The 22,655-nt window shown below is 58.9% G+C and carries 20 protein-coding genes; 12 read left to right on the top strand and 8 right to left on the bottom strand.

Annotated features, from left to right (window positions below; all coding sequences use genetic code 11):
* Nucleotides 1-2 precede the first annotated feature (2 nt).
* Entirely contained in the window at nt 3-2,144 is a 2,142-nt protein-coding gene (locus AC3WS9_RS18675) for a TonB-dependent siderophore receptor (RefSeq protein WP_492489804.1), read from the bottom strand.
* 380 nt (nt 2,145-2,524) lie between these two features.
* Here AC3WS9_RS18675 and AC3WS9_RS18670 point away from each other — a divergent pair, with 380 nt between their 5' ends.
* Genes AC3WS9_RS18670 through AC3WS9_RS18650 form a run of 5 tightly spaced genes read left to right on the top strand, consistent with a single transcriptional unit; the run spans nt 2,525 to nt 7,210 of the window.
* Nucleotides 2,525-3,337, top strand: a complete 813-nt coding sequence (locus AC3WS9_RS18670) for an ABC transporter ATP-binding protein (protein ID WP_492489802.1) — start codon at nt 2,525-2,527, stop codon at nt 3,335-3,337.
* The gene (locus tag AC3WS9_RS18665) at nt 3,334-4,317 is read left to right on the top strand and encodes a FecCD family ABC transporter permease (RefSeq protein ID WP_492489800.1); all 984 of its coding nucleotides are present in this window, start codon (nt 3,334-3,336) and stop codon (nt 4,315-4,317) included. Before AC3WS9_RS18670 ends, AC3WS9_RS18665 begins: the two co-directional genes overlap by 4 nt.
* Complete coding sequence (locus tag AC3WS9_RS18660) at nt 4,314-5,366, top strand: FecCD family ABC transporter permease (RefSeq protein ID WP_492489798.1); 1,053 nt, start codon at nt 4,314-4,316, stop codon at nt 5,364-5,366. Before AC3WS9_RS18665 ends, AC3WS9_RS18660 begins: the two co-directional genes overlap by 4 nt.
* A gap of 12 nt (nt 5,367-5,378) precedes the next feature.
* A complete protein-coding gene (locus AC3WS9_RS18655; protein ID WP_492489796.1) occupies nt 5,379-6,326 on the top strand; it encodes an iron-siderophore ABC transporter substrate-binding protein in 948 nt (315 codons plus the stop codon).
* A complete protein-coding gene (locus AC3WS9_RS18650; RefSeq protein ID WP_285143985.1) occupies nt 6,323-7,210 on the top strand; it encodes a MurR/RpiR family transcriptional regulator in 888 nt (295 codons plus the stop codon). The genes AC3WS9_RS18655 and AC3WS9_RS18650 overlap by 4 nt, the downstream gene beginning before the upstream one ends.
* 102 nt (nt 7,211-7,312) lie before the next feature.
* Here the strand turns inward: AC3WS9_RS18650 and AC3WS9_RS18645 are convergent, their stop codons facing one another.
* The 3 genes from AC3WS9_RS18645 to AC3WS9_RS18635 all read right to left on the bottom strand — a co-directional run bounded on the left by AC3WS9_RS18645 (nt 7,313) and on the right by AC3WS9_RS18635 (nt 10,230).
* On the bottom strand, nt 7,313-8,275 hold the full coding sequence (locus AC3WS9_RS18645; RefSeq protein WP_492486735.1) for an IS110 family RNA-guided transposase: 963 nt from the start codon (nt 8,273-8,275) through the stop codon (nt 7,313-7,315).
* 254 nt (nt 8,276-8,529) lie between these two features.
* Nucleotides 8,530-9,546, bottom strand: coding sequence for a lipoate--protein ligase (lplA, locus tag AC3WS9_RS18640; RefSeq protein ID WP_492489794.1), 1,017 nt, complete (start codon nt 9,544-9,546; stop codon nt 8,530-8,532).
* Nucleotides 9,547-9,585: 39 nt separating this feature from the next.
* Entirely contained in the window at nt 9,586-10,230 is a 645-nt protein-coding gene (locus AC3WS9_RS18635; RefSeq protein ID WP_282493469.1) for a YtjB family periplasmic protein, read from the bottom strand.
* 117 nt (nt 10,231-10,347) lie between these two features.
* On the opposite strand from AC3WS9_RS18635, the gene serB reads away from it, so the two are divergent.
* Genes serB through nadR form a run of 3 tightly spaced genes read left to right on the top strand, consistent with a single transcriptional unit; the run spans nt 10,348 to nt 13,980 of the window.
* A complete protein-coding gene (gene serB / locus AC3WS9_RS18630; RefSeq protein WP_492489791.1) occupies nt 10,348-11,316 on the top strand; it encodes a phosphoserine phosphatase in 969 nt (322 codons plus the stop codon).
* 13 nt (nt 11,317-11,329) lie between these two features.
* Entirely contained in the window at nt 11,330-12,712 is a 1,383-nt protein-coding gene (gene radA, locus AC3WS9_RS18625) for a DNA repair protein RadA (RefSeq protein WP_282493471.1), read from the top strand.
* 35 nt (nt 12,713-12,747) lie between these two features.
* Nucleotides 12,748-13,980 carry a multifunctional transcriptional regulator/nicotinamide-nucleotide adenylyltransferase/ribosylnicotinamide kinase NadR gene (gene nadR, locus AC3WS9_RS18620; protein WP_282493472.1) on the top strand — a complete coding sequence of 411 codons (1,233 nt, stop codon included), beginning with the start codon at nt 12,748-12,750 and terminating at the stop codon, nt 13,978-13,980.
* Between the two features lie 108 nt (nt 13,981-14,088).
* On the opposite strand, the gene AC3WS9_RS18615 is transcribed toward nadR, so the two are convergent.
* Nucleotides 14,089-15,090, bottom strand: a complete 1,002-nt coding sequence (locus AC3WS9_RS18615) for a zinc-binding alcohol dehydrogenase family protein (RefSeq protein ID WP_492489789.1) — start codon at nt 15,088-15,090, stop codon at nt 14,089-14,091.
* Nucleotides 15,091-15,196: 106 nt separating this feature from the next.
* On the opposite strand from AC3WS9_RS18615, the gene AC3WS9_RS18610 reads away from it, so the two are divergent.
* Nucleotides 15,197-16,096, top strand: coding sequence for a LysR family transcriptional regulator (locus tag AC3WS9_RS18610; RefSeq protein WP_285153723.1), 900 nt, complete (start codon nt 15,197-15,199; stop codon nt 16,094-16,096).
* A gap of 83 nt (nt 16,097-16,179) precedes the next feature.
* Here the strand turns inward: AC3WS9_RS18610 and ettA are convergent, their stop codons facing one another.
* Entirely contained in the window at nt 16,180-17,847 is a 1,668-nt protein-coding gene (ettA, locus tag AC3WS9_RS18605) for an energy-dependent translational throttle protein EttA (protein ID WP_100777722.1), read from the bottom strand.
* A 226-nt stretch (nt 17,848-18,073) separates the two neighbouring features.
* Between ettA and sltY the strand changes: the two genes are divergently transcribed.
* Together sltY and trpR are read left to right on the top strand one after the other, a co-directional pair.
* The gene (gene sltY / locus AC3WS9_RS18600; RefSeq protein ID WP_492489787.1) at nt 18,074-20,011 is read left to right on the top strand and encodes a murein transglycosylase; all 1,938 of its coding nucleotides are present in this window, start codon (nt 18,074-18,076) and stop codon (nt 20,009-20,011) included.
* A gap of 56 nt (nt 20,012-20,067) precedes the next feature.
* The gene (trpR, locus tag AC3WS9_RS18595) at nt 20,068-20,394 is read left to right on the top strand and encodes a trp operon repressor (RefSeq protein ID WP_282493476.1); all 327 of its coding nucleotides are present in this window, start codon (nt 20,068-20,070) and stop codon (nt 20,392-20,394) included.
* 166 nt (nt 20,395-20,560) lie between these two features.
* Here trpR and yjjX read toward each other — a convergent pair whose 3' ends face one another.
* Complete coding sequence (gene yjjX, locus AC3WS9_RS18590) at nt 20,561-21,076, bottom strand: inosine/xanthosine triphosphatase (protein WP_492489784.1); 516 nt, start codon at nt 21,074-21,076, stop codon at nt 20,561-20,563.
* Nucleotides 21,077-21,126: 50 nt separating this feature from the next.
* Between yjjX and gpmB the strand changes: the two genes are divergently transcribed.
* Nucleotides 21,127-21,774: a 2,3-diphosphoglycerate-dependent phosphoglycerate mutase GpmB gene (gene gpmB, locus AC3WS9_RS18585; protein ID WP_282491569.1), complete on the top strand. Its 648-nt coding sequence runs from the start codon at nt 21,127-21,129 to the stop codon at nt 21,772-21,774.
* On the opposite strand, the gene robA is transcribed toward gpmB, so the two are convergent.
* The gene (gene robA / locus AC3WS9_RS18580) at nt 21,771-22,640 is read right to left on the bottom strand and encodes an MDR efflux pump AcrAB transcriptional activator RobA (RefSeq protein WP_282491570.1); all 870 of its coding nucleotides are present in this window, start codon (nt 22,638-22,640) and stop codon (nt 21,771-21,773) included. The genes gpmB and robA overlap by 4 nt on opposite strands.
* Nucleotides 22,641-22,655: the final 15 nt, after the last annotated feature.

Below are 22,655 nucleotides of genomic sequence, written 5' to 3'. Positions count from 1 at the left end.
AATCAAAAATCCATCTTCACCGTAAGCTGTACTTCGCGCGGATCGCCAATCTGGTTGCCCAGGTTATTGGTGCCAATCGACGACGTGTAGTAGGTCTTATCAAACAGGTTTTTTACGTTCAGCTGCAGCGTCACCGGATACTGTAACTTCAGCTTGTACGCCGCAAAGGCGTCAGCCACAAAATAGCCCGGCAGATAGTAATCCGCACCGTTGGTCGCAGAGCGACGGCTCACGCCATGCCCACCGCCGCCGAGCGTCAGGGTATTCCCGCCGATCGCGTTTTGAATATCGTAAGTCAGGAACAGAGAACCCGTATGACGCGGCACGTTCGGCAGCGGTTTACCCGCGTAGTCCGGATCTTCCAGCACCTTCGCGTCCGTGTAGCCATAGCTGGCGATCACGTTGGTGTTCTCGGTCAAACGCCCCGCCAGATCCACTTCCACGCCCTGAGAACGCACGCGTCCGGCGGTTTTCGCCACCGTCTCATCCCCCACGCTCTCGGTGTACAGCACGTTGCGCTTATGAATATCAAACAGCGCGATATTGGCGGTAATCCCGTCGAACAGATCAAACTTGGCGCCCACTTCGTAGGCATTCGACGTTTCCGGCGGCAGGTTGCCAATGTAGCTGGCGATAGACGACTGCGGCATAAACGTCTGCGAGTAGTTGGCGAACAACGACACCTGCGGCGTCAGCTTGTAGACCAGGCCCGCTTTCGGCGTCCACTGATCGTCGCGGCTGTCGGTGTTGACGTTAAACGGACGGCCTTTCCCCGCGTACTGGGTGTAAGACTGATAGCGCAGGCCGGTGACCGCAATCCATTTATCCGTCAGATAGAGCGCATCCTGCACGTAGGCGGAGTAGCTCTCCTGCTTGATGGTCTGGTCGCTGTCGGAGGCTGACACCGTGGTGCATTTGCCCAGATTGCCGTAAGACGGATTGTAGATATTGAAATCTTTCACGTTCTTACAGCGGATCATGTCCGTGCGCAGCAGATCGTAATTCTCGTACGACACCCCGGTCAGGATCTCATTGTAAAACCCGGCAATATCCACGTTGCCCTGCAGATCCGCGCGGGTCGAGTGCATGCGTTGGGTCGAGCCTTGAGTGGCGTCCACGCGGCGGGTCAGGTTGCCGGTGGCGGAGTCATAGGCCATTACGCGCGCCTGGTTGTCCGTGTATTTATCCTGGCTAAAGCTGTAGTCGAATTTCGCGGTCCACTGGCTGTTGAGGCGGTATTCGGCGTTCAGCTGAGCCAGATCGGACTCCCTGTCGGTAATGTTGAAGGGTTCGTCAAAGCGCGTTTTGCGATCGACATTCACCGGCTGCTTGGTCGTCAGATCGAAGATCGTCCCGCGATCGAACGGCGTCTGATAATCGCGGTGGGAATAGAGCACCGTGACGGTCGCGTCATCGCCAAACCAGGTCAGGGACGGCGCGATAAAAGTGCTGCGCTCTTTGCCGAAATTGCGCCAGTAATCCTCTTTCTGATATTCACCCGTCAGGCGATAGGCCAGACGCGTGCCTTCAATTGGACCGGTCACGTCGAGCTGTCCGGTGCCGCCCCCAAAGCTGGTGGAGGTCGCCGAGATCGAGCCGCCAAACTGCTGCTCCGGACGCTTTGTCACCACGTTGATCAGCCCGCCCGGATCGAGAATGCCGTACAGCGTCGACGCCGGGCCTTTCAGCACTTCGACGCGCTCCGTCGAGGCGTTAAAGCTGCGCGGCAGCACGGTGCGCAGGCCGTTGGTCATGATCGACCCGTCACGGTTGGCGCCAAAACCGCGGCGCACGAACGCATCCTGCGTGCCGCCGAGGGTGTTGGTTTGCACCACGTTGCTGACGTTATACAGCGCTTCGTCGAGCGTGGTGGCGTGCTGATCTTCCAGCACCTTGTCGCTCACGGTATTCACCACCTGCGGAATATCCAGCATCGGCATGTTGGTGAGCGTGGCGGTGGAGGTGTTCAGCGGCTGATAGCCGTTGGTAGCATCCGTTTTCGCAGACGTATCGGCGGTGACGGTCAGGGTTTCGCCGTCTTTCGCGGTGGCGCTGTCGGCCGCCTGTGCGAAGGGGGCGAGGAACAGCAGTGAAAAGAGCGCGCGCCCTTTAATCCCAGAGAATGAAGGTGTGAACTTAGCCATTAAATCTGTTTTCCCGAAATACCCGCGAAGGGTCGCGGATGAAGATGGTGTGTCATTGCCCGTAAAGCGCTACCCGTTTGCCTGTCCGGTATCGGGTATGTAATTGAGAATCATTCAATCATGCGGGAATGTAGTAGTAAATGGAAAAAAGCAAAATTTGGCTACAGTCAAAAATCGCTGAATTTGCGATAGAAGATAAACTATTAATGCATTGAAAATACGGGATTAATTAAGTGATTCCTTAAAGCGATGCAGCCCATTAACCCCTGGTTTTCTTAGGGTGTTTATCCCCTTGACTACTACATGGCGCAGCGGCAAACTCACAAAAGAGAATGAGATTTATTTTTATTTATTGGTTATTTGATTAAGTTGGCGTACACGTGGCTCATAACGCGACAAAGCAGGGGCTGGTTCTTGAAAACCTCTCTGCTGGCTATCAGAAAAACATCATCGTCGATGATATTTCCCTCACTATTCCCTCTGAAAAAATGACCGTGCTGGTCGGGGCGAACGGCTGCGGGAAATCGACGCTCCTCAGCACCATGGCGCGCCTGCTGCAGCCGATGGGCGGCACAGTCTTGCTGGACGGCAAAGCGATCCACGACCAGCCGACCAAAGCGGTGTCGCGCGAGCTGGGCATTTTGCCGCAATCGCCGCTGCTGCCAGAAGGGCTGACGGTGTTTGAGCTGGTGTCGCGCGGGCGATTTCCGTGGCAGAACTTTATGCGCCAGTGGACCGACGCCGACGAGCTGGCGGTCGAAGAGGCGCTTCGTCTGACGGGCACCCGGGCCTTCGCGCATCTGCCCGTCGAGAGTCTCTCTGGCGGTCAGCGCCAGCGCTGCTGGATCGCGATGGCGCTGGCCCAGCAAACGCCCACCATTCTGCTGGACGAACCCACGACCTTCCTCGATCTGCGCTACCAGGTGGAGATCCTCGAACTGCTGCACGATCTCACCCGTCATCACGGGCGTACCGTCGTGGTGGTGCTCCATGATCTCAATTTTGCGGTGAACTACGGCGATACGCTGGTGTTCTTACGCGAAGGCAGGGTGGAGGGCGTGCTGCACGAGGGCGACGTCTGCACGCCTACACTTATCAAAACCGTGTTCGATGTCGACGTGCAGATGTCCATCAACCCGATGACCGGCAAACCCTTCTTTATCCCGTTTCGCCGCAGCGGCGTAACAGCATGATGCGCACGAGTCTGGCTTCCGTCGTATTTTTGGCGCTGCTGCTGATGGGCGCCATTGTTCATCTCGGCCTCGGCGCGCGTTTTATCGCTCCGCAGGCCGTGGTGCAGGCGTTTCTGGCGTTTGATCCGCGCAACTTCGACCACAACGTGATCATCAATCTGCGCCTGCTGCGTCTGGCGGCAGCGCTGACCACCGGCGCGGCGCTCGGCGTGGCGGGCGTGCTGCTGCAGGCGGTGATCCGCAATCCTCTCGGCGAACCGCATATTCTCGGCCTGAACGCTGGCGCCGCGCTGGCCGTGGTCATCACCAGCGCTCTTGGGCTGGCGCTGCCGGTAGGCCGTCCGCTGATTGCGGCGGCGGGCGCGGCGATCCTGTTTCTGCTGGTGCTCACCCTGTCGTCTGCCGGGCGCACCGGCCTGACGCCGATGAAAGTGACCCTCTGCGGTGTGGCGCTGTCGGCGTTTGCGTCGTCGATTACTGCGGCGGTGCTGATTCTTGACGAACAAACCCTGCTGGCGATGCGCACCTGGCTGGCGGGCGATCTGGCGGGCTTAAGCTGGGCGACGACGCAAAACGCCGCCTGGGTTGCGGCGGTGGGACTGGCGCTTGCCGTGTGGATTTCGCCTTCCCTGAACATGCTGGCGCTGGGCGATCGCATGGCGCAGGGGCTGGGCGTGTCGCTCGTGCGCACGCGGATATTCGCCCTGATCGCCATTGCGTTGCTGTGCGGCGCAGCGGTGTCGATTGCCGGGCCGATCGGCTTTATCGGGCTCGTCGTCCCGCAGATTATCCGCCGTCTGGTGTCGGTGGATTTGCGGGTGATGGTCCCGCTCTCTGCCTGCTGCGGCGCGCTGGTGTTACTGCTGGCGGATATCGCGGCCCGGACTCTGTTTACGCCGCACGAACTGGCGACCGGCGTGATGACCGCGCTGGTCGGCGCGCCAGTGTTTATCCTGATGGCCGCGAGGATGTTCCGATGAGCCGGGCCGTGCTGCGCGCTGAGTTGCGTCCGCTGCGTTGGGGCCGGTATTCAACATTGATCCGCCCCAAGGCGCTGGCCTGGCTGGCAGGACTCATGGCACTGATCGCTGCGCTGCTGGTGCTGGGCTTGACCCACGGCACGCTGCCGATCCCCACGTCCGACGTGGCGCGCGCCCTGTTTTATCCCGAGGCCCTGAGCGCCGACGCGCGTTATATCGTGCAGGAGATCCGCCTGCCGCGTCTGGTGATGGCGCTGCTCTGCGGGGCGATGCTCGGCATGGCCGGGGCGGCGATGCAGTCCATCACCCGCAACGGGCTGGCCGATCCCGGTCTTATCGGGGTGAAAGAGGGCTGTAGCGTGGCGGTGCTGCTGCTGATATTCCAGTTCCCGGCGCTGTCGGTGCTCTGGCGTCCGGTGGTGGGAATGGCGGGCGGCTTGCTGACCGCGCTGCTGGTGGTGCTTCTCGCCCGTGATATCTCCCGTCCGCGCTTTATCCTGATTGGGATTGGCGTCTCCTGGGCCTTCGCCGCCGGAATGGGCGTGTTCATGACCACGGCGGACGTGCGCGACGTGCAGACCGCGCTGCTGTGGCTGGCGGGAAGCCTGCATGCTGCAAACTGGATGCTGGTGAGCGTGGCGGCGGGCTGGGCGCTGCCCGCGTTTGCTTTGCTGCTGTTCACGGCCCGCGCGGCGGATGTTGCCCTGCTCGGCAACCACACCGCCACCGGGCTGGGTGTGCGCACCTCGCATCTGGCGCTGCTGCGCGTGCTGGCCCCCGTGCTGCTGACGGCGGCCTGCGTCTCCTGCGTGGGGAGTATTGGATTTGTTGGTTTGATCGCCCCGCACATGGCACGTTTTCTGCTGCGCGGCGGCCAGACCACGCTGCTGGTGGGCAGTGCGGCGCTGGGTGCGCTGCTGGTGCTGCTGGCAGACAACATTGGGCGGCTGGCGTTTCTGCCGCTGCAACTGCCTGCGGGCATTGTTATCTCGCTGATTGGCGGGCCATTTTTCCTGGTGTTGCTCTGGGCGCGCCGGGACAGGTTTTAAAAGGGGAAGGTTATGCGCGTCATGTTATTGATGCTGCTGCTGGCGGGGTTTTCCGCGAGCGCAGCCGAACCGGTTCAGACGTTTACGGATGATTTGGGGCGCACGGTGACGGTGCCCCTGCACCCGAAACGCATCGTGTCGCTGCACGATCTCGACATCACTATTCCGCTGATCGAACTGGGCGTGCCGCCGGTGGCCAGTCACGGGCGCACGCGTCCGGATGGCAGCCATTTTATTCGCTCCGGCGGGCTGCTGACGGGCGTGGATTTCGACAATTCATCGATTCAGTTTATCGGCACGGCGGATATTGATATCGAAGCCATTGCCGCCGCCAAACCGGATCTGATTATTACCGAGCCGACCCGCAATACGCCGGTGGCGCAGCTGGAGAAAATCGCGCCGACGGTGAGCATCGATCACCTCGACGGCGGTGCGCCGGAAATCTACCGCAAGCTGGCGCAGCTGACCGGAACCCAGGAACGGCTCAAGCTCCTTGAGCGTCGCTATCAGGAGCAGATTAAAGCGCTAAAAGCGACGATCGAGACGAAGAAAATCAGTGTTTCAGTGATCCAGGCCAATCAGGGCAAAATCACCGTCATGCACAGCTATCACTCTCTGGGCCGCGTGCTGCGTGACGCCGGGTTTACTTTCCCGCCGCTGGTCGAGAGCATTCCCGAAGGCGGGCGCATTGACGTCAGCGCCGAGCGGCTGCCGGAGCTGGATGCGGATTTCGTGTTTGCCACCTGGCGCGGCGATACGGGCGGTAAACCGCAGGACGAGCTGGCGGCGATGGACGCCGTGATGCCCGGCTGGTGCCAGTTCCTCAACGCCTGTCGCACCGGGCATTACGTGCTGATTTCACGCGAAGAGGCGATCTCCAACTCCTTCGCCTCGCTGGGGTTAATGGCCGCGCAGATCCAGTCGCAGATCGCCGGTCGTCCGTTGCCGGAGGCGAAATGATCCGAAAAGACAAATCGCGGGTGGACGTGTACGGCGAGCGTTTTCGCGCCCGTGGGCATCAGCTGACGCCGCGCCTGCTGCTGGTCGCCAGCTACATCAACGACAACCGTGAGGCGGTGATGGAGCAGACGGCGATGGAGATCGCCGCCACGCTAAAAACCTCCGATGCCACCGTGGTGCGCGCTATTCAGGCGCTGGGTTTTGCCGGACTGCGCGATCTGAAACAGACACTGGAGCACTGGTTTGGCCCGACGCTGAGTTCCAGCGAGAAGATCACCACCACCGTGAAGGCGCTGACCAGCGACGTTAATTCGAGCATCGATTTTGTTCTGGAGGGGCATCAGCACACCTGCGAAGTGCTGTCTGAACCCGCCAACCGTTACGCCCTGGCGCAGGCGGTGGCGCTGCTGGGCGAGGCGCGCCAGGTGGCGATTTTCGGCATCGGCGCCTCGGGGATTCTCGCGGAATACACCGCACGGCTGTTCAGCCGCATCGGCCTGCCCGCCACGGCGCTGAACCGCACGGGGATTAACCTCGCCGAGCAGCTTATCGACCTCCAGCGTGGGGATGTGCTGGTGATGATGGCGCAAAAATCCGCGCACCGGGAAGGGCAGACCACTCTGCGCGAAGCCCGCCGTTTAGGGATTCCGACCATTCTGCTGACCAATGCCGTCGATTCGCGGTTCAGCAAAGAGGCGAGCGTGGTGATCCACGTTCCGCGCGGGAATGAGAAGGGCAAAATCCCGCTGCACGGCACGGTGATGCTGTGCCTGGAGATGATTGTGTTGTCCGTGGCTTCCACCGCGCCGCAGCGCACGATCAAGTCCATGAAGCGTATCAACGAATTTCACCGCGGGTTAAAACCGGGGAAGAAAAGTGCATAACATTTCCCCCTCACCCTCACCCTAACCCTCTCCCTCAAGGGAGAGGGGACCGTCCGGTAGGGTTTTCTCCCTCTCCCCGTGGGAGAGATACCGTCTTGTCGGTTATCCGGCAAGCGGTATTTCAGCATTAAATTCTCGTCCGGATTTCACCACGCCATAAGCCAGCTGGAGCAGTTTTCTCATCCCGGCACATACGCGTTCCTTCCCTGTTTTTCCTCTCGCTGCCAGCCTGTCCATCAGATTTTTAACCACCTCATTGCACCTTCCCGCCACCACTGCCGGCATATACAGCGCACTGCGCAGCTCTGCGTGACCTACTTTTGACAGCCTGCTCTTTCCTTTCCACATCCCCGACTCACAGCGCCGTGGATTCAGCCCGGCGTAAGCCACCAGTGCCTTACTGTCACTGAACCGTCTCAGATTACCCGCGAACGCCAGCAGGCTCACGCTCAGCATTTCACCGATCCCGGGGATGCTCTTCAGCAGTTCCCTGTCCCGCTTCAGGTCAGGGTTATCATCGATGTGCTGGCTGATTTTCTTTCGTGTTTCGTCAATCAGTTCATCCAGCATGGCGACGTGTTCATGCAGTGAGGGAACAATGACCTCGTCGGCTGCTTCAAGGCGGTTCATCTCCATCTGCCGCATCTCTTCCAGATTACGCAGGTGGCGTACCAGCGCCGTCAGCTGACGCTCACTCAGTGGTGCAGGATACCAGGGGGCGGGTTGATGCAGGGCGCAGTAGCGGGCTATCAGTGCCGCATCACTTTTGTCTGTTTTGTTGCGGGTCAGCTCCGTATTGCCAAACGCGTGTATGCGGGCAGGATTTTCGAGGCTGACACAGCAGCCGTTATCGGCCAGCAGGGTGGCAAGTTCAGTGCTGTAGCAGCCCGTCGCTTCCATGCAGACATGGCAGTCGCCAAAACGTGCCAGCCAACTGAGGAACTCGCGGCATCCGGCAGAGGTGTTGGGGAATTTTTTGGTTTTGTATTTCTGATTAGGCAGCAGGACGGCGACATCAAATTTGAGTTTGGCGATATCAACGCCGACAGGAATAAGCTCCATCATGGCACTCCGTAACCTTATGAATAATATCGCCGGACCATCCTTATATGTGGGTGCTCAGGGCACAGGATACCGTTCGGTCTTGAGGCGACAGGGAAACAGGTTACCGGGGCATAATCTCTCCCACGGGCTCAGTGGCACCAGGGCCGGGTGATGCTCACCGGTAACCTCCCGATGATCAGTCGGGGATCTTCTCCGCAGAAGCGGAGAAGATCAAGACATAAGGGCCGGGGTGAGGGCACCAGACCGCACTCATCTCACCGCACCGCTTTCGCCACCCACGCCGACAACTCCCGCAACTCTTTTTCCTGCTCCGGGAATTCTGCTATCAGCGCATCACACGCCTGCTGCAAACACTCCGCGCGATACAAACATCCCTGCAATCGGGCTGCCAGCGCTTCCAGCGGGGCCGGGTTCAGACTATCGGTAAACACCTGCGTGCGCGTGATAACTCCGCGCTCGACGTCGAAATGCAGCTCCACGCCGCCCCAGGTAAAACGCTCATCCAGCAGATGCGAGAACGCCGGAGCCTGACCGAAGTTCCACTCCCAGCTGCTCTGACGCGCAAAGGTCTCGGCAAAATTCGGCAGGTCCGGGGTGTGGTGCGGGGAGATCACTTCCGCCTCGACGCGCTCGCCGTAATGGTCAAAGAACGCCTCCTGGATCGCCGCGCAGATCTGTTCGTGGGTCACGCCGGGCAACAGCTCAACCAGATTCGCCACGCGGCCGCGCACCGAGGTAATCCCCTTGGCCTGCAGCTTTTTCTTATCGGGATTGAGATAGTTTGCCAGACGGCTTAAATCGGCGTTGAGCAGCAGAGTGCCGTGGTGAAAACCGCGATCTTTGGTTTCGCGATAGGCCGAGCCGGAGACTTTCCGATCGCCTTCCGGCGTTTTGACCACCAGGTCGTTGCGCCCGGAGGCTTCCGCCGTCACGCCGAGGGCATTTAGGGCGTTCAGCACAATCGCCGTGGAGATGGTTTTATCGTACTCCGGTTTCCCGGCCATAAAGGTAAAGCAGGTATTCCCGAGGTCGTGGAACACCGCGCCGCCGCCGCTGCTGCGACGGGCCAGGCGGACGTTGTCCTCTTCCATGCGTCGCGTATTGCACTCTTTCCACGGGTTCTGTGCGCGGCCAATGACAACCGTATCGGCATTGCGCCAGAGGAACAGCACGCGCTGGGTGGCAGGCATCTGGCGGAAGATGCACTCTTCCACCGCGAGGTTGAACCAGGGATCGTAAGAGTCAGAGATAAGCAGGCGGAGCGTCGTCATGGCAGATTTCCTTTTCCGAATCGTCCGCCCATTTTACCACTATTCTTTCTTCTCGCTCTCTTCCTCTTCTGGCACCGATTTGCTGGCCGTCAGCAGGAAAGGCGACTGCTGCCAGCGCGTGCGTTTGCCCTGCAACAGCGTGCGCGTTAACACCACGCCAATCGCCAGCGAAAGGAGTAACATCAGACGCAGAATGTTGGTGGTGTTATCCACCTGTTTGGCTTCGGTCGGCAGGGTGTGGGTGTCGAGGGTGAGACGCAGATAGCCGAGCGGGCCATTTTTGCCCTGAATCGGCTCGACGATTTGCTGATTGAAATAGCCGCCGGCCTTTTTGCCGTCCAGTGCCAGCCGGTCGCGGACGTCAACGTGCTCACCGGCGCGGGCAATGAGATCGCCCTCTTCGTCGTACACGCCCGCGTCCAGAATGCGGCTGTTTTCCGTAATCTGACGCAGGATTTGCGCGATGCGTTTATCGTCCGGCGTCTCGGTGCGCATGGCGGGGGCGACGCTCAGGGTCACCTGGCGGGCGAGGGTTCGCGCCAGCTCTTCGAGCTGTGGATTACGTTGTCGTTGATGATTCTGGCTAAACCAGGATGCCCCTTGCATCAGCGCTACCAGAAGCGCGAGGCAGGACAGGACAATCACTGCACGATGTAGCCGGAATTTCAGTTTTGCGCGAGCCATATTCCACCTGCTGAAAATTTACGGCTTAATGTTGCCAGAAGTGATGGTTACAGGGTAGCCTCATGCGTTATTTTCCCCCTGGAACCTTCCGGCGCGAACCAATTTACAGGAGCTTCAATGCCGAACATTACCTGGTGCGACCTGACCGATGACGTCTCTTTATGGCCAGGATTGCCGCTCTCATTAAGTGGCGACGAGGTCATGCCTCTGGACTACCATGCGGGGCGTAGCGGCTGGCTGCTGTATGGCCGTGGCCTGGATAAGCAGCGCCTGACCCAATACCAAACCAAGCTCGGCGCGGCGATGGTGATCGTGGCGGCCTGGTGCGTGGAAGATTATCAGGTGCTACGTCTGGCCGGTTCGCTGACGCAGCGCGCCACCCGTCTGGCACACGAAGCCGGGCTGGATGTGGCTCCGCTGGGGAAAATCCCGCATCTTAAAACGCCAGGGCTGCTGGTGATGGATATGGATTCGACCGCCATCCAGATTGAGTGCATCGACGAAATCGCCAAACTGGCCGGCAGCGGCGAGATGGTGGCGGAAGTGACCGAGCGCGCGATGCGCGGCGAACTCGATTTTGCCGCCAGCCTGAAACAGCGCGTCGCCATCCTGAAAGGGGCCGATGCCAACATCCTGCGCCAGGTGCGCGATGAACTGCCGTTAATGCCAGGCCTCACTCAGCTGGTGCTGAAGCTCGAAACGCTTGGCTGGAAAGTGGCGATTGCCTCCGGCGGCTTCACCTTCTTTGCGGACTACCTGCGCGACAAACTGCGTTTGACCACGGTGGTGGCCAACGAGCTGGAGATCCGCGACGGTAAACTGACCGGGGAAGTGATCGGCGATATCGTGGATGCGCAGTACAAGGCCAACACCCTCACGCGCCTGGCGGAAAAATTCGAAATCCCTCTCGCGCAGACCGTTGCCATCGGCGACGGCGCGAACGATCTGCCGATGATCAAAGTGGCGGGTCTGGGCATCGCCTATCATGCCAAGCCAAAAGTAAACGAAAAGACGGAAGTCACCATTCGTCATGCTGATCTGATGGGCGTGTTCTGCATCCTGTCTGGCAGCGTGAATCAGAAATAATCAGAGGTAAACCGTGGCGAAAGCTCCAAAACGCGCATTTGTCTGTAATGAATGTGGTGCGGATTATCCGCGCTGGCAGGGGCAGTGCAGCGCCTGTCATGCCTGGAACACCATCACCGAAGTGCGCGTGGCCGCTTCGCCAACCGTGGCCCGCAACGAGCGTCTGACGGGCTATGCGGGCAACGCCGGCGTCTCGAAAGTGCAAAAACTTTCTGAGATCAGCCTCGATGAAGTCCCGCGTTTCTCCACCGGTTTTAAAGAGTTCGACCGCGTCCTGGGCGGCGGCGTGGTACCCGGCAGCGCGATCCTGATCGGCGGTAACCCCGGTGCCGGTAAATCGACGCTGCTGCTGCAAACCCTGTGCAAGCTCTCTGAGCAAATGAAAACCCTGTATGTCACCGGGGAAGAGTCACTGCAACAGGTGGCGATGCGCGCGCACCGTCTCGGTCTGCCGACCGGCAATCTGAACATGCTGTCGGAAACCAGCATCGAACAGATCTGCATGATCGCCGATGAAGAGCAGCCGAAGCTGATGGTTATCGACTCCATCCAGGTGATGCACATGGCGGACATTCAGTCCTCGCCGGGCAGCGTTGCCCAGGTGCGCGAAACCGCAGCCTATCTGACGCGCTTCGCCAAAACGCGCGGCGTGGCAATCGTGATGGTTGGTCACGTCACCAAAGACGGCTCGCTGGCCGGTCCGAAAGTGCTGGAGCACTGCATCGACTGCTCGGTGATGCTCGACGGCGACGCTGATTCCCGCTTCCGCACCCTGCGCAGCCACAAAAACCGTTTTGGTGCGGTGAATGAACTGGGCGTTTTCGCCATGACCGAACAGGGTCTGCGTGAAGTCAGCAACCCGTCGGCGATTTTCCTCAGCCGTGGCGAAGAAGAGACGCCGGGCAGCTCGGTGATGGTGCTCTGGGAAGGGACGCGCCCGTTGCTGGTTGAGATTCAGGCGCTGGTGGATCAGTCGATGATGGGTAACCCGCGTCGCGTCGCAGTCGGCCTTGAGCAAAACCGCTTAGCGATTCTGCTGGCGGTACTGCACCGCCACGGCGGGCTACAGATGGCGGATCAGGACGTGTTCGTCAACGTGGTCGGCGGCGTGAAAGTGACAGAAACCAGTGCTGACCTGGCGCTGCTGCTGGCGATGGTCTCCAGCCTGCGCAACCGACCGTTGCCGCAGGATCTGGTGGTCTTTGGCGAAGTGGGGCTGGCAGGGGAAATTCGCCCGGTTCCGAGCGGACAGGAGCGTATCTCCGAAGCGGCGAAACATGGTTTCCGTCGCGCGATTGTGCCTGCTGCCAACGTGCCGAAAAAAGTGCCGGAAGGGATGAAGATTTTCCCGGTGAAGAAACTGTCTGATGCGTTAAATGTTTTTGACGACATATAATTACCTATTCGATTTTGCAGGAGGCACCGTAATTTATGTCAACATTTGACTACCTGAAAACCGCGATCCGCCAGAAGGGCTGCACGTTGCAGCAGGTGGCGGAAGCCAGCGGAATGACCAAGGGCTATTTAAGCCAGCTTCTGAATGCCAAAATCAAAAGCCCGAGCGCGCAAAAGCTGGAAGCTTTGCACCGCTTTCTGGGCCTCGAATTCCCGCGCATGCAAAAGAACATCGGCGTGGTGTTTGGCAAGTTCTACCCGCTGCACACCGGCCATATCTATCTGATTCAGCGCGCCTGTAGTCAGGTGGATGAGCTGCATATCATCATGGGTTACGACGACACGCGTGACCGCGCCCTGTTTGAAGACAGCGCCATGTCCCAGCAGCCGACCGTCTCGGACCGCCTGCGCTGGCTGCTTCAGACTTTTAAATACCAGAAAAATATTCGCATTCATGCCTTTAACGAAGAGGGCATGGAGCCATATCCGCACGGCTGGGATGTGTGGAGCAACGGCATCAAAGCCTTTATGGAAGAGAAGGGGATCGCTCCGAACTGGATCTACACCTCTGAAGAGTCCGATGCGCCGCAGTTCCGCGAGCATCTGGGCACCGAAACGGTGCTGATCGATCCTAAGCGCACCTTCATGAACATCAGCGGCGGGCAGATCCGCGAAAACCCGTTCCGCTACTGGGAATACATCCCGACAGAAGTGAAGCCCTTCTTTGTGCGCACGGTGGCGATTCTGGGCGGCGAATCGAGCGGTAAATCGACGCTGGTCAACAAGCTGGCGAACATCTTCAACACCAGCAGCGCGTGGGAGTATGGGCGGGATTACGTCTTCTCACACCTCGGCGGTGACGAGATGGCGCTCCAGTATTCCGACTACGACAAAATCGCGCTGGGCCACGCTCAGTACATTGATTTCGCGGTGAAATACGCCAACAAAGTGGCATTTGTCGATACGGATTTTGTCACCACCCAGGCGTTCTGTAAAAAGTACGAAGGGCGCGAGCACCCGTTCGTGCAGGCGCTGATTGACGAGTACCGGTTCGACCTGGTGATCCTGCTGGAAAACAACACCCCGTGGGTCGCCGACGGAATGCGCAGCCTCGGCAGTTCCGTCGACCGCAAAGAGTTCCAGACCATGCTGGTGGATATGCTGCGCGAGAATAATGTCGAATTCGTTCACGTCGAGGAGTCGGACTACGATGGCCGGTTCCTGCGCTGCGTGGAGCTGGTGAAGGAGTTGATGGGGGAGCGGGAGTAACATTCCCCTCACCCTACCCCTCTCCCCAAAGGGGAGAGGGGATCGCTCGGAGCTGTCTTTTCTCCCTCGCCCCTTTGGGGAGAGGGCCGGGGTGAGGGGACAATGACCTCAGAACTCCACCACCACCTTCCCGCGCATATGCCCGTCCAGCACTTTCCGGTGCGCCTCGGTGATGCTCTCTACGCTTAAGCCGTGCAGGGTTTCGCTCAGCGAGCTTTCCACCACGCCGGTATCCACCAGCTTCGCCACCTCGTTCAGAATCTCACCCTGGCGCGCCATATCCGCCGTCTGGTACATGCTGCGCGTATACATAAATTCCCAGTGCAGCGCGGCAGATTTCGACTTCAGCTTGCTCTGATCCAGCGGACGATCGTTCTCCACGATGGTGCAGATATGCCCCTGCGGCGCAATCAACTCGCTGACCGCGTCCCAGTGCCCGTCGGTGTCGTTGAGGATGAAAATATAATCCACGAATGTGATGTCGTGCTTCGCCAGCTCACCCTTCAGGTCACGATAATTCACCACCAGATCCGCGCCGCGATCCCGGCACCATTGGGCTGAGTCTTCGCGCGAGGCGGTGGCGATCACCTTGATCTTACTGTTGTGTTTGGCGAAGGGGATCGCCAGCGATCCGACGCCGCCCGCACCGCCGATGATCAGCAGCGTTTTGTCCGATCCGGCGTCCTGAATATTCAGGCGTTCAAACAGTCCTTCCCATGCCGTTAGCGCGGTCAACGGCAGTGCCGCGGCGGCGGCCCAGTCGAGGCTCTGCGGTTTGTGGCCGACGATGCGCGCGTCAATCAGCTGATGCGTGGCGTTGCTGCCCGGACGGGTGATGTCCCCGGCGTACCACACTTCGTCACCGGCTTTGAACTGCGTAACACTCGCGCCGACCGCTTTCACAATCCCGCTGGCGTCCCAGCCCAGAATTCGCGGGGCTTGCAGGCCATTTTTACTCAGGCTGGCATGGACTTTGGTGTCGACCGGGTTCACGGAGACGGCTTTCACTTCGACCAGCAGGTCGTGCTCGCCGGGCTGCGGCATCGGCTGGGAGATCTCAATAAATGTGGATGGCTGGTCGGGATTAACGGCAATAGCTTTAACGGACATGGTGAACTCCTTATGGAATGCGTGTGTTGAGGCTAGTCTATTAAGTCGCCACTTGCGTGATAAGATGGACAATCAATAACAAAGTGTTCGCATGAGATGAACAGTGATGTTTAAACAGCTTCAGGATATGGCCCTGTTTGCGCTGGTGGCGGAGATGGGCAGCTTCACCGCGGCGGCGCAAAAAGCGGGACTGCCGAAATCGAGCGTCAGCCAGCGGGTCAGCCAACTTGAGCAGCAGGTTGGTATCCGGCTGCTGAACCGCACCACCCGCAAACTCAATCTCACCTATGCGGGTGAGCACTATCTGGTGCACTGCCGCGAGATGCTGGCGGCCAGCGAGCGCGCGGAATACGCCATTCAGCGTCTGCGCGACAACCCCGGCGGACGGCTGCGCGTCACTTCCCCGGCGGGAATTGGTGCCACGCTGCTGGCTCATCTGAACGCGGAGTTCCAGCGTCGTTATCCGGATGTCTCACTCGATGTCTGTATTTCGGATGATGTGCAGGATCTGGTGGAGTCGGGGTATGACGTGGCGCTGCGCACCGGTAAACCGCAGGATTCGTCCCTGATTGGCCGCATGATTGGCAACTGCCCGCGCTACATGCTGGCCTCGCCCGACTATCTGGCGCGATTTGCCCCGCTGGACCTTCCGCGCCAGCTGGTGGATCACCGCTGTATCACCCACAAAGCCTGGCCGGAGTGGCTGCTGCGACAGCACGGCGAGGATTATCGTCATCTGCCTGACAACGCGCACGTCACGGATAACCTGGTGTATGCACGCGAAAGTGCCATCGCCGGGGCGGGGATCACGCTGCTGCCCGCTTTTTTGCTGGAAGATAAAATCGAGAAGGGGGCGCTGGTGCAGGTGTTGCCGGAGTGGAGCGTAGAAGGAAACGAGCTGTGGCTGGTCTATCCGAGCAGGAAGCTGAATTCGCCTGCGCTGATGAGCTATATCCAGTTTGCGATGCAGTTTGATGAGGTGAAGCGGTTTTACGTCGGGGTGTGATTGCCGGGTGGCGGCTACGCCTTACCCGGCCTACGTTCTTTTGTAGGCCCGGCAAGCGAAGCGCCGCCGGGCGAACCACGCACTTACTTGGATATACGCTTGTACTTGATACGTTTTGGCTCCAGCGCATCCGCGCCGAGGGTACGTTTCTTGTACTCTTCGTATTCGGTGAAGTTACCTTCGAAGAACTCCACTTTACCCTCGTCCTGGTAATCCAGAATGTGGGTCGCGATACGGTCGAGGAACCAACGGTCGTGGGAGATCACCATCGCACAGCCCGGGAACTCCAGCATGGCGTTTTCCAGCGCGCGCAGGGTTTCGATGTCCAGGTCGTTGGTAGGTTCATCGAGGAGCAGAACGTTACCGCCAACCTGCAGCAGTTTCGCCAGGTGCAGACGACCACGTTCACCACCGGACAGCTCGCCGACGCGTTTACCCTGATCCACACCTTTGAAGTTGAAGCGGCCAACGTAGGCGCGGCTCGGCATCTCGGTGTTACCGATACGCATGATATCCTGCCCGCCGGAAACTTCTTCCCACACGGTTTTGCTGTTGTCCATCGCGTCACGGAACTGATCCACGGAGGCCAGTTTCACGGTGTCGCCCAGCGTAATGGTGCCGCTGTCAGGCTGTTCCTGACCGGACATCATGCGGAACAGCGTCGATTTACCCGCGCCGTTCGGACCGATAATCCCGACAATCGCCCCTTTCGGCACGGAGAAGCTCAGGTCGTCGATCAGCAGGCGATCGCCGTAAGATTTACGCAGATTGCTCACTTCAACGACTTTATCCCCCAGACGTGCTCCAGGTGGGATAAACAGTTCGTTGGTTTCGTTACGTTTCTGGTATTCGGAGTTGTTCAGCTCTTCAAAGCGTGCCAGACGGGCTTTGCCCTTAGACTGACGGCCTTTCGCGCCCTGACGAACCCACTCCAGCTCTTTCTCAATCGATTTACGACGAGCCGCTTCCTGAGAAGCTTCCTGCGCCAGACGCTGATCTTTCTGCTCCAGCCAGGAGGAGTAGTTGCCTTCCCACGGAATACCTTCCCCGCGGTCCAGCTCCAGGATCCAGCCTGCGACGTTATCGAGGAAGTAACGGTCGTGGGTAATTGCCACAACGGTCCCTTCGAAGTCGTGCAGGAAGCGTTCCAGCCAGGCAACGGATTCGGCATCCAGGTGGTTCGTTGGTTCGTCGAGCAGCAGCATGTCTGGCTTTTCCAGCAGCAGACGGCACAGCGCGACGCGGCGGCGTTCACCCCCGGACAGTTTTTCGATTTTCGCGTCCCAGTCTGGCAGGCGCAGGGCATCGGCCGCACGCTCCAGCTGAACGTTCAGGTTGTGGCCGTCGTGCGCCTGGATAATTTCTTCGAATTTACCCTGTTGCGCCGCCAGTTTGTCGAAGTCTGCATCCGGTTCAGCGTACTTCGCGTAGACTTCATCCAGACCTTTCAGTGCGTTAACGACTTCAGAAACAGCTTCTTCGATGGATTCGCGAACGGTGTGTTCCGGGTTCAGCTTCGGTTCCTGCGGCAGATAACCGATTTTGAGACCAGGCTGCGGGCGAGCTTCACCTTCGATATCGGTATCGATGCCGGCCATGATGCGCAGCAGGGTGGACTTACCGGCACCGTTGAGACCCAGGACACCGATTTTTGCGCCCGGGAAGAAGCTCAGCGAGATATTTTTCAGAATATGACGTTTCGGCGGAACCACTTTGCCGACACGATGCATGGTATAAACGAATTGAGCCACGTGGACTTCGCCTCTTTTATAGTAAAGAAAATGGTATACAGCTGCGAAGTGTAGCCTTTTTCATGGCCTAATCCCAGACACGAACGTCGGGAGTGTTAAAACGCGCAAGAAAGGTAAAAAAGTGTCCATGACGTGGCGTGTTGCGGAATGCCTGGTTAGCATAGATCCATTACATTTGTAGGTGGCAAGACGCCGCAACAGTATTCAACAAAATGAGGAAGAGCTTGTGGAAAAAGCCAAACAGGTGGTCTGGCGTCTGCTGGCTGCCAGCGTCTGCGTGATGACGATAAGCCACGCAGCGCATGCCGATTCACTGGATGAACAGCGCAACCGCTATGCGCAGATCAAGCAGGCGTGGGACAGTAAGCAGATGGATACCGTGCAGGCCCTTATGCCGACGCTGAAAGAGTATCCGCTCTACCCGTATCTGGAATATCGCCAGATAACCGACGATCTCATGAACCAACCGACGCTCACCGTCGCTAATTTTATTCAGGCCAACCCCACGTTGCCGCCCGCCCGCACCTTGCAATCACGCTTTGTGAACGAACTGGCGCGACGCGAAGACTGGCGCGGCCTGCTGGCCTTCAGCCCGGAAAAACCGGGCACCACCGAGGCGCAGTGTAATTTCTATTACGCCAAATGGGCGACGGGCCAACAGCAGGAAGCCTGGAACGGCGCAAAAGATCTGTGGCTGACGGGTAAAAATCTGCCGAATGCCTGTGACTCGCTGTTTGGCGCCTGGCGTGCATCGGGCCAGCAAGATCCGCTGGCCTATCTCGAACGTATTCGTCTGGCGATGAAAGCCGGGAACACCCGTCTGGTGACCACACTGGCCGGACAGATGCCGTCCGATTATCAGACCATTTCCACGGCGGTGCTTCAGCTCGCCAACGATCCCAATTCCGTACTGACCTTCGCCCGCTCGACCGGCGCGACGGATTTCACGCGCCAGATGGCGGCGGTGGCCTTTACCAGCGTGGCGCGTGACGATGTAGAAAACGCGCGGCTGATGATCCCGCAGCTGGTTCAGGCGCAGCAGCTTAACGACGATCAAACCCAGGATCTGCGCGATATCGTCGCGTGGCGTCTGATGGGCACCGATGTCACCGACGAACAGGCGCGCTGGCGTGACGATGCGATCATGCGTTCGAACTCTACGTCGCTGGTGGAACGCCGGGTGCGTATGGCGCTGGGCACCGGCGATCGCCGGGGCTTAAATACCTGGCTCTCCCGCCTGCCGATGGATGCCAAAGAGAAAGACGAATGGCGCTACTGGCAGGCCGATCTGCTGATGGAGCGTGGGCGCGATGACGAAGCGAAAGAGATCCTTCACTCTCTGATGCAGCAGCGCGGCTTCTACCCGATGGCGGCGGCGCAGCGCCTGGGTGAGGAGTACACGCTTAAAATCGACAAAGCCCCGACCAACGTCAACTCAGCCCTGATTCAGGGTCCGGAAATGGCGCGGGTGCGCGAGCTGATGTACTGGAGCATGGATAACACGGCGCGCAGCGAGTGGGCCAAACTGGTGACCAGCCGCAGTAACGACGAAAAAGCCCAGCTGGCGCGCTACGCGTTTGATAACCGCTGGTGGGATCTGAGCGTGCAGGCGACGATCGCCGGCAAGCTGTGGGATCATCTGGAAGAGCGTTTCCCGCTGGCCTACAAAGATCTGTTTGATCGTTACACCAGCGGGAAAGACATTCCGCAGAGCTACGCGATGGCGATTGCCCGTCAGGAGAGCGCGTGGAACCCGAAAGTGCGCTCACCGGTTGGGGCCAGCGGCCTGATGCAAATCATGCCCGGCACCGCCACGCACACGGTGAAGATGTTTAATATTCCAGGCTACAGCAGCCCGTCGCAGCTGCTGGACCCGGATACTAACATCAACATCGGCACCAGCTATTTGCAGTATGTCTATTCCCAGTTCGGCAATAACCGTATCTTCTCGTCTGCGGCCTATAACGCAGGGCCTGGACGCGTGCGGACCTGGCTTGGCAACAGCGCCGGGCGCATCGACGCGGTGGCGTTTGTCGAGAGCATTCCGTTCTCAGAAACGCGCGGGTATGTGAAGAATGTGCTGGCCTATGACGCTTACTATCGCTACTTCATGGGGCAGAAAGATACCCTGATGAGCGACGCCGAGTGGCAGAGAAAGTATTAATCCAGTGGGGTTGTGTTATGCTTGTACTCGTCTAAGAGTACAAACGGCGGCATAACATGACCCAGCATTCCCCTTATTCATCGGCGATGGCCGAACAGCGCAATCAGGAGTGGCTTCGTTTTGTGGAGCTGCTTCGCCAGTCCTATGAGAAAGATCTGCACTTACCGCTGATGCAATTGATACTGACACCCGACGAGCGTGAAGCGTTGGGCACGCGTGTGCGCATTATCGAAGAGTTACTGCGCGGTGAGATGAGCCAGCGTGAGCTGAAAAGCGAGCTGGGGGCGGGCATCGCGACGATCACCCGTGGCTCGAACAGTCTGAAATCAGCCCCGGTGGAGTTGCGCCAGTGGCTTGAGGAAGTGTTGTTGAAAAATGCCTGATGGCATGTTCCTGTAGGCCGGGTAAGGCGAAGCCGCCACCCGGCAATGGCGCGGCAGGTTGCCTGATGGCATGTTCCTGTAGGCCGGGTAAGGCGAAGCCGCCACCCGGCAATAGCGTGGCCGGTTGCCTGATGGCGCTGCGCTTATCAGGCCTACAACGGCGGAATCAGCCGTATACCGCGTTATGAAACGGGCTTAACGCCAACACCACCGCCTGATGATACACGCTCGAACGCGTCAAGGCTCCGGCGGTAAACACGCCAATCGCCCCTTCTTTACGACCAATCTCATCAATGCCGGTGTACTGCGACATCACCGGCCCGAGCGCCTCTCCGGCGCGCACTTTTTCCAGAATGACGGCCGGTAAAGGCAGCGTCGCCGAGCGCGATTCACCGCGCTGCTCGCGGCTCTCGATCACCACCCAGCTAAAGGTGGCTCCCTCGTCAATGCCCGCCTCAATCGCCACCCAGAAATCTGCCTCAGGGCGCGCGGCCTTCGCATTCACGACGCGATTTCGTGCGCCAGCCCGCGTTTCCTCGCTCCCGAACGGCTGTTCAGGGACGCCGCTCTCGACGCCGACGGCGTCAATGTGGCAGGATCCTTCGCCGAAGATCTCTTCAAATGCCCTTAGAATTGCCTGAATTTTGGCAGGATTAGTGGTAGCAGAGACAACATGGTGCATAATTAAGCTCGATTCAAAAAAAACTCATCGCAGTATAACGGAAAAAAAGCATGTTACAGGTTTACCTTGTTCGCCACGGTGAAACGCAGTGGAACGCCGAGCGACGTATTCAAGGGCAGTCAGACAGTCCTCTCACCGCCAAGGGTGAGCAACAGGCATGGCAGGTCGCGGAACGAGCCAGATCCTTAGGCATCACGCACATTATCGCCAGCGATTTAGGTCGCACGCAGCAAACGGCGCGCATTATTGCCGAGGCCTGCGGGTGCGACATTATCCTCGATCCTCGCCTGCGCGAACTCGACATGGGCGTGCTCGAAAAGCGTCATGTGGATACGCTGACGGAACAGGAAGAGGGCTGGCGGCGTACGCTGGTAAATGGCACGGAAGATGGCCGTATTCCGCAAGGCGAATCCATGCAGGAGCTGAGCGTGCGCGTTCAGGCGGCGCTGGCGGATTGCCTTAAACTGCCGCAGGGCAGCCGTCCGCTGCTGGTGAGTCACGGTATCGCGCTGGGATGTCTGGTGAGTACCATTCTCGGGCTGCCAGCCTACGCGGAACGCCGTTTGCGCCTGCGTAACTGCTCAATTTCCCGTATCGACTATCAGGAAAGCCCGTGGCTGGCTTCAGGTTGGGTGGTGGAAATGGCAGGGGACATCTCGCATCTGGACGCCCCTGCGCTGGATGAACTGCAGCGCTAGCGGCGCACTGGAATCAGGTATTCCATCCGCAGATTGATTGGGCCTACTTCCGGTCGGGCATCGCTGGCCGGGTAGTAGCGCTCAATATCCTGACCTTTGCGGCGGTTCAGATTCAGCATCGGCATGCAGGTGCCGTAAACGGTCAGGATAAACTCCTGAACACCCGTGCCCAGCCCTTCGTAGGTGAACATCACGTATTCACCGCCTTCCAGCACCACCGGTTTCGAGCCCTGGATGTAGCCGTTGGCCATCTCCGGCGTGAGCGCGGTGGTGTAGAACACTTCCTGCTCGTCGTCTTTTTCCATGCTCGGATGCGTTTCGTTGAGACCATACAGCAGCGGCGGAAGCGCCGGGGCGTGGCTCAGGAAATCGCGCCAGAACTGGGTGCGCATCTGATGACGGAATTCGGAGATCTGCTCCAGAGAACAGGTGTAGCTTTGCGTCGTGCCGATGAGATGGGTCTCTGGCAGGACGGTGAATTCGTATTTTGGCATCGCGAATTCACCCAGGCGCAGCGGCGGACGCATACCAAACGAACTCCAGTCGGGTGAACGACGATAGAGCGCAGGCGTCAGCGAGAACTGTTTTTTGAAGGCGCGGGTAAACGTCTGCTGCGAGTCAAAACGGTACTGCAGGGCAATATCCAGAATAGGGCGTGCCGTCAGGCGCAGTGCCACAGCCGATTTTGAAAGACGACGTGCACGAATATAGGCACCGATAGCATGACCGGTGACATCCTTAAACATCCTTTGCAAATGCCACTTGGAATAGCCTGCTTTTGCCGCCACATTATCCAGTGACAAAGGCTGGTCCAGATGACCTTCCAGCCAGGTAAGCAGATCGCGAATAATTCCAGCCTGATCCATATACTATCCTCATCC

The sequence above is a fragment of the Lelliottia sp. EB106-05-01-XG201 genome (assembly GCF_058791735.1).
This window is presented reverse-complemented; position numbering and strand designations above follow the sequence as displayed.